The 16,907-nt window shown below is 35.7% G+C and carries 12 protein-coding genes, 1 tRNA gene and 1 other RNA gene; 8 read left to right on the top strand and 6 right to left on the bottom strand.

Features of this window, described 5'->3' with window-relative positions:
- Positions 1-3 precede the first annotated feature (3 nt).
- Positions 4-2,214, bottom strand: a complete 2,211-nt coding sequence (locus tag prwr041_RS12430) for a RelA/SpoT family protein (protein ID WP_207154113.1) — start codon at positions 2,212-2,214, stop codon at positions 4-6.
- A gap of 59 nt (positions 2,215-2,273) precedes the next feature.
- Positions 2,274-3,794: a DUF4301 family protein gene (locus prwr041_RS12425; protein ID WP_207154112.1), complete on the bottom strand. Its 1,521-nt coding sequence runs from the start codon at positions 3,792-3,794 to the stop codon at positions 2,274-2,276.
- A gap of 155 nt (positions 3,795-3,949) precedes the next feature.
- Between prwr041_RS12425 and prwr041_RS12420 the strand changes: the two genes are divergently transcribed.
- Both prwr041_RS12420 and prwr041_RS12410 read left to right on the top strand, forming a co-directional pair.
- Positions 3,950-4,531, top strand: coding sequence for a DUF3256 family protein (locus prwr041_RS12420; RefSeq protein ID WP_207154111.1), 582 nt, complete (start codon positions 3,950-3,952; stop codon positions 4,529-4,531).
- A 1,665-nt stretch (positions 4,532-6,196) separates the two neighbouring features.
- Positions 6,197-6,267 (top strand) — tRNA-Cys (locus tag prwr041_RS12410).
- 59 nt (positions 6,268-6,326) lie between these two features.
- Here the strand turns inward: prwr041_RS12410 and prwr041_RS12405 are convergent.
- The 3 genes from prwr041_RS12405 to rnpB all read right to left on the bottom strand — a co-directional run bounded on the left by prwr041_RS12405 (position 6,327) and on the right by rnpB (position 7,624).
- A complete protein-coding gene (locus prwr041_RS12405; RefSeq protein WP_207154109.1) occupies positions 6,327-6,734 on the bottom strand; it encodes a YkvA family protein in 408 nt (135 codons plus the stop codon).
- Between the two features lie 23 nt (positions 6,735-6,757).
- Complete coding sequence (locus prwr041_RS12400; protein ID WP_207154108.1) at positions 6,758-7,183, bottom strand: hypothetical protein; 426 nt, start codon at positions 7,181-7,183, stop codon at positions 6,758-6,760.
- Between the two features lie 39 nt (positions 7,184-7,222).
- An RNA gene (rnpB, locus tag prwr041_RS12395) (RNase P RNA component class A) lies at positions 7,223-7,624 on the bottom strand.
- Between the two features lie 296 nt (positions 7,625-7,920).
- Between rnpB and prwr041_RS12390 the strand changes: the two genes are divergently transcribed.
- Both prwr041_RS12390 and prwr041_RS12385 read left to right on the top strand, forming a co-directional pair.
- Positions 7,921-8,697 carry an EFR1 family ferrodoxin gene (locus prwr041_RS12390; protein ID WP_207154107.1) on the top strand — a complete coding sequence of 259 codons (777 nt, stop codon included), beginning with the start codon at positions 7,921-7,923 and terminating at the stop codon, positions 8,695-8,697.
- Positions 8,698-8,707: 10 nt separating this feature from the next.
- Positions 8,708-10,339 (top strand): M6 family metalloprotease domain-containing protein, encoded by a 1,632-nt coding sequence (locus prwr041_RS12385; protein WP_207154106.1) that lies wholly within the window; start codon positions 8,708-8,710, stop codon positions 10,337-10,339.
- Between the two features lie 223 nt (positions 10,340-10,562).
- On the opposite strand, the gene prwr041_RS12380 is transcribed toward prwr041_RS12385, so the two are convergent.
- Complete coding sequence (locus prwr041_RS12380; RefSeq protein WP_394370822.1) at positions 10,563-11,735, bottom strand: MltF family protein; 1,173 nt, start codon at positions 11,733-11,735, stop codon at positions 10,563-10,565.
- A 159-nt stretch (positions 11,736-11,894) separates the two neighbouring features.
- On the opposite strand from prwr041_RS12380, the gene hisG reads away from it, so the two are divergent.
- The 4 genes from hisG (at position 11,895) to prwr041_RS12360 (ending at position 16,904) form a co-directional block, all read left to right on the top strand.
- The gene (gene hisG, locus prwr041_RS12375; protein ID WP_207154104.1) at positions 11,895-12,746 is read left to right on the top strand and encodes an ATP phosphoribosyltransferase; all 852 of its coding nucleotides are present in this window, start codon (positions 11,895-11,897) and stop codon (positions 12,744-12,746) included.
- 4 nt (positions 12,747-12,750) lie between these two features.
- Entirely contained in the window at positions 12,751-14,046 is a 1,296-nt protein-coding gene (hisD, locus tag prwr041_RS12370; RefSeq protein ID WP_207154103.1) for a histidinol dehydrogenase, read from the top strand.
- Entirely contained in the window at positions 14,043-15,077 is a 1,035-nt protein-coding gene (gene hisC, locus prwr041_RS12365; protein ID WP_207154102.1) for a histidinol-phosphate transaminase, read from the top strand. Before hisD ends, hisC begins: the two co-directional genes overlap by 4 nt.
- A 261-nt stretch (positions 15,078-15,338) precedes the next feature.
- The gene (locus prwr041_RS12360; protein WP_207154101.1) at positions 15,339-16,904 is read left to right on the top strand and encodes an acyl-CoA carboxylase subunit beta; all 1,566 of its coding nucleotides are present in this window, start codon (positions 15,339-15,341) and stop codon (positions 16,902-16,904) included.
- The last annotated feature ends 3 nt before the right edge of the window (positions 16,905-16,907 follow it).

Here is a 16,907-nt window from a genome sequence, read left to right as displayed (position 1 = left end):
TACTTATATTCTTATAATTTGTTTGACACCCTTTACGGTCTTAAGCTTTTTGATAAGCGAATTAAGTTTACCAGTATCTTCAATCATCAAGACAAGATTTCCGCTGAACAATCCGTCGTGAGAATCAATATTTATAGACCTCATAGTCAGTTTGTCTTGTTTTGATATAATGTTTGTTATGTTGCTTACTATACCTATATCATCATTACCTATTACACGTAATGTTATAATATATTGATTAGAACCTTTTCCGCTCCATTTAGCATTTACTATTCTATACCCAAATCTTTTTCTAAGTTCAGGTGCATTCGGACATGATTTTCTGTGAATGGTTATTCCACCAGTTACTGTAACAAATCCAAATATATCATCACCATAGATAGGGTGACAGCATTGCGCCAACTTATAATCAATACCTTTCAGGTCGCGATCAATTACAAGTACATCATCATTTTTGTATGCAAGTTCTTCATTTGGATTTTCAAAAGCGAAGTTCTCTGCACTTTCCGTTGATTTGGCAGCATTTAAATTTTGATCATGATCACGAGTCTTTATGTATTTATCTATTACAACATTCGGATCAAGTTTTTCGTCGGCAATATCCTTATAGAAATCAGAATTTTCCTTATATCCCATCTTTTTTATCACATGAGACATGACACTTTCTTCTATTTCTATTTTCTTATTTTTAAATCTTCTCTCAATAAGTTCCTTTGCATACAAACCTTCCTTTGCTTGTGTTTCCTTCAAAGCAAGACGGATTTTCGCCTTTGCCTTAGAACTTTTTACAATATTCAACCAATCCCTTTTGGGTTTTTGATTGCTTTGTGTAAGTACTTCGACTGTATCTCCAGAATGCAGAACCTCTCTGAAACTAACAACCTTACTATTTATCTTTCCACCTACACAGGTGTTACCAATATTAGAATGTATGTAATAAGCAAAATCAAGAATTGTCGCTCCTTTAGGGAATTTGAGCAAATCACCTTTAGGAGTAAACACATAAACTTCATCCTCATATAGATCCATTCTAAACTGATCCATCAGTTGCAAGTCATCATTGTTTTCCAATGCAGCCCTTATGTTTGCCAACCAGTCGTCAATACCGCCTTCGCTCTTTACACCTTTATAACGCCAGTGCGCAGCGAGTCCATGCTCGGCTATTTCGTCCATACGCTCAGTTCTGATCTGTATCTCTACCCATTTGTTTTCTGGTCCGAGAACTGTTATATGCAGACTTTCATAACCATTGCTCTTTGGAACACTCAACCAGTCACGTAGTCGCTTAGGATTAGGTTGATACATATCCGTAATTATTGAATAGACCTGCCAGCATTGCATCTTTTCCTTTTCAATAGGAGTATCAACTATAATTCTTATAGCGAATAAATCATATATACCATCAAAACCGCACTTTTGCTTTTTCATCTTTTGCCAGATGGAATGAATGCTTTTAGTGCGGCTTTTAAGATGATATTTCAATCCGCTGGATGTAAGTTTTTCGTTTATTGGACTAACAAATCTCTTTATATATGCGTCACGTGCTGCTTTTGTTGCGTTAAGAGATTCCTTAATCATATAATAAGCATCGTGCTCAAGATATTTCAGACTCAAGTCTTCAAGTTCACTCTTTAACTTATACAAACCAAGTTTATGGGCGAGTGGGGCATACAAGTAACTAGCTTCCTCACTCACCTGATGCTTTTCATTAACAGCATTGGTGTCACGAATTTGTCTCATCAGATTAACCCTGTCGGCAATCATGATAAGTATTACGCGCATGTCTTCAGAAAACGAAATAAGTAAATTTCTAAAATTATCACTTTCGATAATTGGATTTCGTTTATACAAATCTTGTATTCTTACCAATCCGCGTATTACATGAGCCACACTCTCTCCAAACTTATCTTGCATATCCTCTATGGTAGAGTAATTGTTTACGACAAGAGTATAGAGTAGGGTGGCAAGCACTCCGTCTCTCTTTAGTCCGATTTCATCAACAGCTATCTGTGCTGTCCTCAAAGCATGCAATATAGGGTTTAAACCAAACACGTCTCGTTGTATCTGGTTGTCATATATTGCTTTTTTCAGATGCTTTTTAATTTTATCTTCGTCATCAGATTTCAAAGTGTCGCCTATGGTTTCTCTCAGATGAGACATAATTTCTCGTGTCTCATCTAGCTCTGATTGTGTAAATTCAAATTTTTCTGTCATTATTCGATTTCATATTTTGCGTTACAACTTAATCGAGCCACCAATCTATTATATAAAATTTACTGGTGTTGATCTCTTAGCAAGTCGTTAACGGTCTTTACGGGGTTAAATGTTTCCAAAGGAACTTCTACAAAAATAGTACTCCAATCACTCATTGCTCCATTCCATAATCCTGGCAATTCCAAAGCTTTAAGATCTTTTCCATTCTTGCTCTTGCTGCTTATGAAGCCTGTATTTCTGTCAACATATTCGGGAAGATTAAAATCATTTCCTTTATAATCTTTTATTGCACAAACCAAATCTACAGGATTAAAATGTGTTCCATTCTTGAACATATCCATGTATTCAGCATTATTTGTATCAATCTGACAACTTTCCAATATTTGCAGACTCACAGTTCCATCTTGATTATATGTCAGGAATGGACCACCGCCTGGTTCGCCTACGTTTTTTACAACTCCGCAGGCACGCATTGGTCTATTTAATTTCTTTCTTAAATATATAACCAAATCAGTATCTTCCAAATCTTTTATATCCTGCTTTCTGCAGCATAAATCACGTTGTACAAATCTTATTATTTCCTCAAGTTTTGCATGATTGTACATTCCTGAATCAAGTAGTCTGAGATAGTCAAAAGCCTTATTCTGCAAATTAACTAATATTCCAGCCAATACCTGCTTATATTTCACAGTTACATCCTTCAATCTGTCAGGTACTACGTTGTCGATATTCTTAACAAAAACTATATCAGCATCTATCTCATTAAGATTTTCGATTAATGCACCGTGGCCGCCTGGTCTAAACAACAAACTACCATCTTCATTTCTGAAAGGTGTATTATCAGGATTTGCAGCAATAGTATCTGTACTTGGCTTTTGTTCAGAAAAAGTAATATTATATTCAACTCCAAATTTCTCGGAATACTTGTTTATTTTTTCAGCGACTTTAGCCTTGAATAATTCTAAGTGACTATGACTTACGGTAAAATGAACATTTGCCTTACCCTTACTACTTGCATATAAAGCAGCTTCTACAAGATGTTCTTCCATTGGAGTTCTCGGACCGTCTTCGTAATTATGAAAGAGTAGCAATCCCTTTGGTAAACTACCATAGTTAAGTCCATTCTCATTAAGCATGTTGGCAACAATATTTTTATATTTGCCTTCTTCCATTAACTTAGTAATGCAATGATCATCATTAGCCTTACATTTATTACAAAGTTCTTTTTTAAATGCAAAATTCTTAATATTATCAAAAAATTCCTTTTCAAAATCTGTTGTAGGAACATTGTATGTTGCACTCAGAAAAGCAAACATATTTTTGAACATACGACTTGCAGCACCACTGGCAGGAACGAATTTAACGATTTTATGGCCTTCGTTTTTATAATCATTCCATATATTTACATATTTATCCTGTTCATCTTCCTTTGGAGCTATAATTCCTTTGTCTATTGACGCAGCAGATTCCAATTTAAGAAAAGGGAAGCCTTTTTCGATCTGCTTCAGCTGAAAATAAACCTGTTCTTCGCTAATTCCGTGAGCTTCAATTTGATTGATGTCTTGTTTTGATAATGCCATATTTCTTATTTTGTTTTAATTTATTATATCCTTATGCAAAAATAGCAATTATATTTCATACTTTAAAGATAAAACCCATAAAATCTAGTTAAATATTAAAAACATCCTTCACCCATTTGCACATTTGGAAAAAAATAGGTAATATTGCAACTATTATGATAAGAAAAACAACAATATGTTTACTTTTGATGTTATCTATCTTTGATAATATCAATGCACAAAGCATGCGCAATCTATGGATAAACATGCCTGACTCTGTTATCGGATATCTGGATAAGAACAGTCGCATAGAATCTTTGGATTATCTAGAGATGAAAGTAAAAAGCGACGTTAAAAATATGCTAGGTGAGACATCAACTGTTGATACTATAACCAACGATTTTATGTCTGCCACACTGAGTTCTGCGATGAAACTAACAATCAAAAAATTACCGGTTGATGGTAACGATAGTCTGATTTGTATGGTTCGCACATATACAGCCGGCAGTGAAAAAGAGAGTAGTATATGTTTTTTTAATTCCAAATGGGAGCCTATAAAAATAGACGTGGATCTGCCTACTCAAAATAATAATAAAAACATTGTCTTGCAACAACAAATTTCATCATGTGATATTTCTGTGATACAATTACACCCTAAGGTGTTTATTGAAGAAAAAGATTTTGAAAATGCCGCAAAACCGTTAACAACTTTGAAATGGAACTCAAAAAGTGTTAAATACACACCAAAAATATTATAAATATCGTGTAAACATTTGCAAGTAACAAAACTATTATTACCTTTGCATCGTGTTTTTCATGGTATTAGATTATTAAGGTTAAGAAAAGATTGGTTGTCGTGAGACAATCAATTTTTTTTGTTTATAGATGTAGCTAATTTATATATCATGATAAGTATCTAAATCCACTCATTTTACTTATTTAAATTTCAAAGCATGCTGATAATTTTGCATATCCATTTAAAAAGATAGATTAAGTTTATCTTTATAATCACATAGCAAGCAACTTATTATATAATAAAATACAGCAAGCGAGGGTACAGCTAAACTTTTCTTTCAGAAATGCCTTCATAGTAATTCTTATTAGAACAATAAAAACTCGAGAATACATCTTCAACTCAAGATAACAATTATCTTTATTTATCATAATCCTGATTATATTTATTTTTATAAGGAATTACCAGACAGAATAAATACCTAGTGTCCATACTTATTCATCCGTTTTTAGCTAGTAGCTACATTTAAATATGTAAAGTCTCTATCTTAAGGGGCCACGGAGAAATAAATATAATTGTAGCTGTGACAAAATATGCGTTCTAGCTACGACTAAATTAGCATTACTATGCTTAAATATAAAGAACCTTTAATATTAAAACAACTTTATAACGATAAAACGCAAACGTTTGATCGATGAAACGTAAACTTTGTATCGTAGAAATGCAAACGTTTGATCGATCAAACGCAAACTTTGTATCGTAGAAACGCATTCCCGAATTGAGAATACAAATTATAAGTCTTATAATATTGGCATTTAAACAAACAAAACTTATTATTTATTTACTAGGACATTATGAATAATAACAAATCTATATAACTTTACTATTTAATTCCTTACATAGGTTTTTCGAAAATGCAAGCGTCTTAGTGACTCTATCATGATTATCAGTAAGTTATAATGCTTTTTATACTCTTACAGTGTCGAAGAAATGTCACCTATAATAGAATCTGCTATAAAACAAATCATCATTTGCATTACATCGTAGAAACACAAGTTTTACCGACATTTGCACGTAACTAGTCATCATCGGAAACCGTTTCTAATTAACTGATAGTCAGCGTGTCGACACTTAGACACTAAAAAAGACAAAAAACCTGTAGTGCGCGTGCATGCGTACATTATTAATAGGAAGTACTGCATTTTTATGTTCGTGCATCTTGTTTGTTACAAAATCACCTGTTAATAGCCCTTTAAATAGTAACTTTCAGATATAAGCGTAGAGCAATGTAGATAAAAATATGTAATCTTACAGGTAAAGAAATCTAAAACTTTTCTGATAATAGTTTCTTTATTGAAAATTTTATTTTTATCTTTGTAAAAGATAGCTGCATGCGACGAGATATTCAATCAAGTTTGATTATACTTGTCTATCATTTGCAGTATTCCATACCAAAGAAATAAAACATATGATATTACAATACATTATAATAGGAATAGTTATTTTCGCTGCAATACTATATGCTGTGCTGCGAAGTTATAAATCTGTTAATGACAATATAAAATGCAAAGATTATAAATGCGCTGGTTGTGCATTCTATGAGAAATGCAGAAATAAGCAAAAAAAGTAAAAGAAAAATTTGGTGATATAATTTTTTTGTCTTACCTTTGCACTCGCTAAACAAAAGCATGGTACCTTGGCCGATCGGTTAGGTAACGGTCTGCAAAACCGTGCAGAGCAGTTCGACTCTGCTAGGTACCTCAAAAGAAAGGTTGAGATTTATTTCTCAACCTTTTTCTTTTTATAATGAATATTTTATATTACACGGGAGTATCAGTTGGGTCCTCGTCAAATAGGTGATTTATGGCCTCTATTTCATCATCGTCAAACCATTTTGACAGTTTTTCTTTTGCTTTTAACTTGATGTCTTCACTCACATTACCCCATACTTTATGTATCACATAAAACAGAACAGCCATGTCATCGCTTAACCCAGCTATAGGTATCGCGTCAGGCACAAGATCAAGAGGACTAATAAGATAACCGAGCGCACCAATGATAATAGCCTTGTCTTTTGTACTAACTTTATCACTCTGAAGAGTATAATACAAAATAAAAGCTGAATATACAAGTTTCACACCAGCTCTTTTAGCTATTCTAGAAATTTTCTCGATAAATCCTGAGGTTGAGAACTTATCTTTGTAAGATAAAAAATCAGGTAGTTCCATACTGTAAAATTGAAATAAATATTTTATAATCTGTATGAAAGTACCTTATTAATGTAACTTTCATGCTTTGAATCATACATCTTCTTAAGTCGAATACTGATTATCATTTTCATAATCAACCGATAAATTCCAAATAGCACTACCCCACCAGCACCAGCTATCCAAGCGGTATTAATTCCCCAAGGAAGTTTTGAATCAGGGAAACATGCAACTATAAATATAGGGATGACAACAAAGAATCCTAAAAGTGTGTATTGAAACCTTTCACTGCCTATTGTATCAAGAATAGCTTGCTTGTCAAAAAGATAATCAGTAAGTGTCTCTTTACTTATTCCATAGTCATTCATTTGTGGGAAATCAATATTATTGCCCCAGATCTCTATTCTTCGAAATACCATCTGCTGTAAATCGTCTACTTCACGATTCATTTTATTTAGAGTAAATGCCATATTGTTTAGATTTTTAATTTTTCGGTATTTATATAAAAGGAAAGTAGTGCTCTGATAAGCCGGGTTCCGTATTCATACAAAAATATGAAGCTCTGTCATTTATCTAGTCCATGAGTCACCTCATGGCTCAAGCGTTCTACCCTCCGCAGTAAACCGAAGTTAATCAAGCGAGCAGCTCTTTGCCTGCGGTATACATGAACTTGCAGCCTCCAGATGACACAGCATGACGATCACCCGCCATCTGGTGGTCTCTTACACCACCTTCTCACCCTTACCTTAATAGACATTACAAGTCAAGACTTGCAAGTTTCAAAAAAGGCGGTTATTTTCTTCTGTCGACACCTACTGTCACCAATAGCTTCTATTTTCGGAAGTGAAGTGCTCTATGCTGCCCGGACTTTCCTCTCGCATAAAATGCCAGCGGCAGAGCCGGAGCACTACTTTCTTTCTGCAAAGATAATACAATTTGAAAGAATATGAAAATAATTAATCTACTTTTATTAAGGTATATAAATATTTAATAGAATTTGGCTGATTACTTATATGATACATTATGATCCAAAATGGGCGACGTTAAAACATCAATACATTAAATTCAATATGTCAATTTTGTTAATCAAATCAAGCGACAATAGAAAAAATATAGTATCTTTGCATAGGCAAGGTTTACATAGATATCCAATGAGGTATAATCTTTGCTAAATTCTACATTTCAGCAACATATAAAATTTTGATATATGATATTCTATTTTTCCGCTACAGGTAACACGTTATGGGCAATGAGGAAAATTGCCAATATAACTGGCGACACATGCTTTTCTATACCAAATGAAATAAACGGAGAATGCAAGTATACAATTCTTGAAGATGAAAGGATTGGATTTGTTTTTCCCGTACATGGTTGGAGACCCCCAAAAATAGTACGAGAATTTATAAAGAAGATGACCATACAATCCAATAGTCTTCAATCGCATTATTGCTACGCATTGTGTACTGCAGGAGACGATATAGGAATGACAATGGAATATCTCAACAAAGATCTTGCTGAAAAAGACCTACACACCCACTCCACTTTCTCACTAAAAATGCCAGAAAGTTATGTTGGGCTGCCTTTTATGGATGTAGACTCTAAAGAAAAAGAAATTGAAAAGAAAAGAGAAGCTGCAATAATGCTACAAGATTTCGCTGAGAAAATTTATGATCGAGAACGTGGAATCAACATATTGCATCACAGTCACTGGCCATGGATAAACAGCAAGATTTTAGGCGAAGCATTTACAAAATGGTTAATTACAGACAAGCCGTTTCATGTTGACACTGATAAGTGTGTAAAATGCGGCATTTGTTCAAATGTATGTCCTGTAAATGATATTAATGGTGGGTTTGGAAAAATTCCACAATGGAAGCACAATAATATGTGTCTGACATGCTTCGCCTGCTATCATCACTGCCCCAAACATGCTATAGTATATGGTAAAAGGACAAGTGGAAAGGGACAATACTTTTTTAAATAGCAAATTATATATGAAAAAGCTTTTTATCGTTGTTGTATTAGCCATGATTTCGTGTACTGCAATGGCTGATGATAATGATTCCATAATAGGCAGCAATGGAAAGATTATACCGATGCCTCAATATGGCAGCATTGAAGCGAACTCAATAACGCCTCGTAAAAGATCGTATTACGATGTTCATACTAGAGCTATTGGAACTTCAAATCCTGCATATACACCACATAAAGGAAGTCCAAAAATTCTAGTTATACTTGCTAACTTTAAGGATAAAGCTTTCAAAGTAAACTATCCCAAGAAAGCTTTTAACGAATTCTTTAATACTGAAAACGGATTTATAGACTACGGTAATGGTAATAAGCTTAATTATGGAAGCGTTAAGCAGTATTTCGAAAAAATGAGTTCAAATTCTTTTTCTCCTATATTTGACGTTCATGGTCCGATAAATCTACCAGATTCAATGAAGGCATATGGAGGAAGCAATAATGATTCTAACGGAGATGAAAACATAGGCAAACTAGTAAAAGACGCATTGATACAATTGAGCGACACGATAAAAGACGCATCCGAATATGACTCCGATGGTGACGGATATATTGACTGCGTCTGTATTATATCTGCATATCTTGGACAAAACAATGGTGGAACTGGTAATTGCGTATGGGCTTGCACAGGGAACACCAGTGGAACTTTTGGTGGAAAAAAGGTTGGCTGGTTCAGCCTCTCTTCTGAGTTGTATCCTGCATACGTAAATGCTGAACAGAAAATAGCACAGATAAACGGCATAGGAGTAGCATGCCACGAATTTTCCCATGCTTTAGGGCTACCGGATATATACCCGACTACAAATAATGCAATAGCAGATAATCAAGAAATGGAATTATGGGATCTAATGGACGGCGGTGAATATGCCAATAATAGCTTTACCCCGGCTCCCTACACCGCATGGGAAAAGATGCAGATGGGCTGGAACGTAGACATCATTAATCTTAACGACAATAAAACTATAACTATGGATAAGACCACCGAGGAAGGCGGTCCAGCATACAAAATACCAAATAGTAAAAGTCCAAATGAATATTTTCTAATCGAAAACATACAACAGACAGGCTGGAACTCAGGAGCTATGTATCATGGTCTGCAAGTATATCATGTCAATGACACTAAAGATACATATATATACATATACACACATCCAAACAACATACTTGGGAAACCAGGCATGGCAATAGTCCCTGCTGATGGAAATTCCATGTCTTCATATCTAAAGACTAGTACAATAGCCTATGAAGAGCAACATAAAGGTGACTTATTTCCAGGAACAAGCAATATAACTGTACTGAATGATACGCTTGGACTGCCAAACTTCTATTGGTACACACCAGATACAAGTAATGAAAAAGCCAAATTCAATACGACTTATTATAAGGTGAATAAAGCTATTAAAAACATTGCCGAGAAAGATGGAGTAATAACATTCGATTATATAAATAATTTCACAACGAATATCAATAATATATATACAGATGGTAAAAATAAAACGACACGTATTTATACTATTGATGGACGGTATGTTGGAGATTCAATTTCATCACTTCAACGAGGCATTTATATTATAAACAAGAAAAAATTAATTATCAAATAGAAACAAAAGACACGCATTATAAGAAAAAATGAACTATTTTTGATGTGTGTGCCCACACAAATGATATTTTTAAAAAAAGTTTGCAAATTATTTGGTAATTTAAAAAATAGCATATATCTTTGCAAACGTTATCCTGAAAACAATCTTTTTACCTTAAAAGAAACTAATACCTATTGAAGATTTGGAGCGGTTGCCTGAGAAGGTCATCGCTTTTTTTTATGCTTTATATTTTAAACCTATTTTTATGCTTTGCTCTTGACGGTGTCATGTTTTCAAAACCGCCATTAAATCCACCGCTGAATCCACCACCAAAAGAATGTGCAAAACCACGATACTGTGCCCAACGATTACAGATACGAGTCACATAATCCACCGTTTCGTCACCACGCATGTAACCATGCTTAACAACTGGATCATTATAATATGCTGGGACACGCAATCTCAATACAAATTCCTGTACATCAGCCCAATGATATGGATTTTTGCCGAATTTACGTGCAAGTGCCATTGCGTCACGGACATGGAAGAAGCCACCGTTATAACTAGCTAATACAAAATAACTTCGCTCCAAAGGATTTTGTATATCTCTAAAATGCGAATGGAGTTCACGAATATATTTTGCAGCAGCCGCAATATTTTTTTCAGGATCATACATATCTGAACGAGGAAGTCCTATATGATCTGCTGTTCCAGGCATAATCTGCATCAATCCACATGCGCCCGCCCAAGAATGAGCACCAGAATCAAAAGTTGATTCTTGATAGCATTGTGCTGCTAGTAAACGCCAATCAAACATAGCCAAAGGCGCATAAGTCTTAAAGTGATTATCGTAACGAGATATTACACCACCAGACCGACTCAGCATTGGAGAATAGACATGGCGCACTACACTATTAGTAGAGAGCAAAAAGTTTTCTTCCTTCTTTATTGCGGCAATCATTCCTGATCTAAACCAATTGTTCAACGAGTCAGCCAATTCGTTGTTACCTTCTTTCACGGCCCATTGAGCATGCAAAGAATAAGCCTTCATCCCACAATATTCAATATTTTTATATCCCCGTGGAAGTGGAAATGCTATAATATCAGCATCTCCCGCTTTCAATCTGTTAACCATCTCTAATGTATCTTTACACACTTCTACACGCAATGAAACCCCTAACTTTTGAGCAAATTTCTCTGCCAACATATACTGCAAGCCCATACCATGACCATGATAGTCATAATAAGTCTCTGGTCCAGACATTGTAAGCATGATAAGTTCACCATTAGAGACAATATCATTCAATGTAAAACTTTTGTTTTCTTGAATAGAATCGTTACCGATTTCTTCTCCCCATGGTGTGATTTCGACTTTCTTCTTATCACTACATGAAGTAACACAAGCTCCCATGAACATTATATATATAAGGATGTATAAATATCGCATAATACGAATGTGAATTCTTTATAATTATAAGGCATATATGCCTTTGGGTCACAAAATTACAACATTATTTGCAGATATCCTTAAAAAAGAGTATTTTTGCATTGCATTTTTAAGAAAATTAGAATTATTATGTTACGTATAGCTGTACAATCAAAGGGTCGTCTATTTGATGACACAATGAACTTACTTGCCGAGGCAGATATCAAAGTTAGTGCCAGCAAGCGCACGTTATTGGTGCAATCGTCAAACTTCCCATTGGAGATTCTCTATCTAAGGGATGACGATATACCACAAAGTGTAGCTAGCGGTGTTGCAGACATCGGTGTCGTTGGTGAGAATGAATTTGTTGAGCGTGATGAGAATGCTCAAATTATTAGTAGACTAGGATTTAGCAAATGCAGACTGTCACTTGCAATTCCAAAAGAAATAAACTATACCGGTCTGGAATGGTTTAACGGAAAGAAAATTGCTACTTCTTATCCAGGTATCCTTCGCAAGTTTATGAAACAGCATAACATAAATGCTGAAGTTCATGTAATAACTGGCAGCGTTGAAATTAGTCCTGGTATAGGCTTAGCTGATGGTATATTTGATATTGTCAGTTCTGGGAGTACGCTGGTAAGCAACAACCTTCATGAAGTTGAATTAGTGATGAAGAGCGAGGCTTTGCTTGTCGGCAATTGGAATATGAATGAAGAGAAGCATCAAGTTCTCAACGAGATGCTGTTCAGATTTGAAGCTGTGCGTTCTGCTCAAGACAAGAAATATGTCATGATGAATGCCCCTAAAGATAAAATCAAGAAAATCACAGCTGTATTACCAGGCATTAAGAGCCCTACAATTATACCACTAGCTGATGAGAACTGGTGCTCTATACACACAGTGCTTGATGAAAAATGTTTTTGGGAAATAATAGGAAAGCTAAAAGAACTTGGTGCACAAGGAATTTTGGTTACCCCAATAGAAAAAATGATATTATAAGAAAATGAATATTATCAAATATCCGAAGAGGAGTGAATGGAGTATTATTGTGGAGCGTCCACATTTGGATGTATCACAACTTAATACTACTGTGCAAAGCGTACTTGAAAAAATTAAGAACGAAGGCGATGCCGCTGTTATAGAGTTTGAATCAAAGTTCGATCATGTTAATCTACAATCTTTGGCTGTTTCAAAAGAAGAAATGGACGAAGCTGAAAGACTTATTAGTGACAAACTTCATCATGCATTGGTTCTAGCACATCATAACATTGCTAAATTTCACGAATCTCAGAAATTTGATGGTTCTAAAATAGAAACACAGCCTGGCGTTACATGCTGGCAAAAATCGGTTCCAATACAAAAAGTAGGATTATATATTCCTGGAGGAACGGCACCACTATTCAGCACTGTATTGATGCTTGCTACTCCTGCAAAGATTGCTGGATGTGACGAAATAGTACTATGCACCCCACCCAACCGTGAAGGAAAAGTTAATCCTGCAATATTGGTTGCTGCAAAAATCGCAGGAGTAAATAAGATTTATAAAGCCGGCGGTGTTCAAGCTATTGGTGCTATGGCTTACGGAACAGAATCTGTGCCAAAGGTTTACAAGATATTCGGACCTGGCAACCAATATGTAATGGCTGCAAAGCAACAGGTTTCACTACATGACGTGGCTATAGATATGCCAGCAGGTCCTTCTGAAGTTTGCGTTATTGCAGACGAAACAAGTAATCCTGTTTTTGTAGCAGCCGACCTGCTATCGCAAGCTGAACATGGTACTGACTCACAAGTTATTCTTATTACAACATCAGAAGACTTCCTCTATAAAGTTAACGATGAGGTTAAAGTTCAACTTGAACAATTACCACGTAAAGAAATAGCATCTAAAGCTTTAGATAATAGTAAATTTGTTTTAGTGAAAGACAAAGAAGAAGCTATGGAGTTAAGTAACACTTATGCTCCAGAACATCTTATTTTATCTACAAATGATTATGATGAATTATCAGAAAAGGTAATTAATGCCGGTAGTGTATTCTTAGGTCAATATGCATGTGAAAGTGCTGGAGACTATGCTAGCGGAACAAATCATACTCTACCTACGCATGGCTATGCACTAGCATATAATGGCGTAAATCTAGACAGTTATAACCGTAAGGTTACATTCCAACACCTCACGAAAGAAGGTGTAAAGAACATTGGACCAGCTGTAGAGATAATGGCTGAAAACGAACAACTAATAGCTCACAAAAATGCAATGACAGTTCGTCTACAAGCATTAAAAAATAAGGCAGAATGAAATCATTAGAAGAATTGGCAAGACCAAATATTTGGTCATTAGCCCCATATAGTAGTGCAAGAAACGAATATAATGGGCGTGCTGCACACGTGTTTCTTGATGCAAATGAGAATCCATACAATAAGCCACTCAATCGCTACCCAGATCCTCTACAAGAAGATGTAAAGGCTAAACTTTCTGTGGTGAAACGCGTTAGACCTGAGCAGATTTTTCTTGGTAATGGTAGTGATGAAGCAATTGATCTACCCTATCGCTGTTTTTGCCGTCCAGGGATTGACAATGTCGTTGCAATAGAACCGACTTATGGAATGTACAAGGTGTGTGCTGACATCAACGATGTGGAATATAGACCTGTGTTGCTTGATGAAAACTATCAAATAACAGCAGAAAAACTATTAAAGGCTACTGATAAAAATACCAAACTTATATGGGTATGTTCACCAAATAATCCAACAGGTAACAATATAAACCGCGATGAGATAATAAAACTGATTGACTCTTTCGAAGGATTAGTTATAGTTGACGAGGCTTATTCTGACTTTTCTTCACAAAAGCCTTTAAGAGATGAACTTGACAGACATCCTAACATGATTGTACTGAATACTTTCAGTAAAGCATGGGGCTGTGCAGCCATACGTCTTGGAATGGCTTTTGCAAGTAAAGATATAATCTCAATATTTAACAAGGTAAAATATCCATATAATGTTAACAGCCTTACGCAAAAGCAAGCGCTAGAGGCATTAAAGGATCCGTATGAAGTAGACAAGTGGGTAAAAATAATATTGCAAGAACGTTTACGTATGATTCAAGCATTCAATGACTTACCTATATGCGAAAAGGTTTATAACACAGATGCTAACTTCTTTTTGGCAAAAATGAAAGATGCGCAGAAAACATACGACTACCTTGTTGACAAAGGTATAATCGTAAGAAACCGCACAAGAATAAGTCTTTGCGGAAATTGTCTTCGCATAACAATTGGCACAAAATTGGAAAATCAGGATTTACTTGCTGCGCTAAGAGATTTGTAAATTAAGAAGCAAATATAAAACAACTAAAATGGGTTGACAGTTAAGCTGTCAACCCATTTTATATTTAAGACTACGAATCAAAAGTTATTAGATACAGAAAGGCGAATATCAGTAAACATACATATTGTTTTCACTTACTAATAACATAATTTACAATAAGTAGTTTTATGTTTTCGATATTTATTAGTATCTTTGCATGCTGAAAAGTGGAATTATACATTAATTCAGAAATAAACAGACAACAAAATTAATAAATAAATTATGAGTAAGCAAGTAGAAAAAATCAAGGAGCTGATTGCAAAGCGCGAACAGGCTTATCTTGGTGGTGGTGAAAAGGCTATCGACAAGCAGCATGCACGTGGCAAATACACAGCTCGCGAACGTATTGAAATGTTAGTGGATAAAGATAGCTTTGAAGAATATGATATGTTCAAGCTACATCGTTGCCACAACTTCGGTATGGAAAAAAAGCAATACCTCGGTGATGGAGTTGTTGCTGGTTCTGCAACTATCTGTGGCAGACTCGTATATCTATATGCTCAAGACTTCACCGTAAACGGAGGTTCTCTTTCTGAAACAATGGCTCAGAAAATATGTAAAGTTATGGATATGGCCATGAAGATGGGTGCTCCTTTCATTTGCATGAACGACTCTGGTGGTGCACGTATTCAAGAGGGTATTTCTTCTCTCGCTGGCTATGGTGAAATTTTCGAACGCAACATTCTAGCAAGTGGTGTTATACCACAGATTAGTGCAATAATGGGCCCTTGTGCCGGTGGTGCTGTATATTCACCTGCATTGACAGACTTCATCTTTATGACAGAAGGCACATCTTATATGTTCCTTACAGGTCCTAAAGTTGTAAAGACTGTAACTGGTGAAGATATTGATGCTGAACATCTTGGTGGCGCCAGCGTACACGCAAGCAAGAGCGGTGTTACTCATTTCACAGCTAAAACAGAAGAAGAGTGCATGGAACTGATAAAGACTCTTCTATCTTATATTCCTTCTAACAATACAGAGGAGGCGCCAAGAACAGAATGCAACGACCCTATTGACCGCAAGGAAGACCTTCTTAATGAAATTATTCCTGAAGATCCAAATCAGGCTTACGATATGTATAAGGTTATTGCAGCAGTAACTGATAATGGAGAATTCTTTGAGGTTCAACCTAAATTCGCAAAGAACATCATTACCGGTTTTGCTCGTTTCAATGGTCAAAGCGTTGGTGTTGTTGCTAATCAGCCAGCAGCTTACGCAGGTGTACTTGACGTAAACGCCAGCCGCAAGGCAGCTAGATTCGTTAGATTCTGCGATGCATTCAATATTCCTATCGTCAGCCTTGTTGACGTACCAGGATTCCTTCCAGGAACAGGTCAGGAGTATAACGCTGTTATTCAGCATGGTGCACAGTTACTATATGCATACGGTGAAGCTACAGTTCCTAAGATTACAATAACTCTTCGTAAGAGTTACGGTGGTTCTCACATCGTTATGGGATGTAAGCAGCTTCGTTCAGACTTGAACTTCGCATGGCCATCTGCAGAGATTGCTGTTATGGGAGGAAGCGGTGCTGTTGCAATACTTTGTGCAAAAGAAGCAAAAGCTAAGAAAGAAGCAGGAGAAGATGTTAAGGCATTCCTTGCTGAAAAGGAAGAAGAATACACCGATAAATTCGCTAATCCATATCAGGCAGCGCAATTCGGATATATTGATGATATTATAGAACCTCGCAATACTCGTTTCCGCATATGCCGTGGTTTGGCGCAACTAGCTACAAAACGCGACAGTCTTCCTGCAAAGAAGCACGGATGTATGCCAATGTAAAAC

This window comes from Prevotella herbatica, from assembly GCF_017347605.1.
Classification (GTDB): Bacteria; Bacteroidota; Bacteroidia; order Bacteroidales; family Bacteroidaceae; genus Prevotella; species Prevotella herbatica.
The sequence above is the reverse complement of the archived record's forward strand: the minus strand, read 5'-3'. Positions and strand labels throughout refer to the sequence as shown.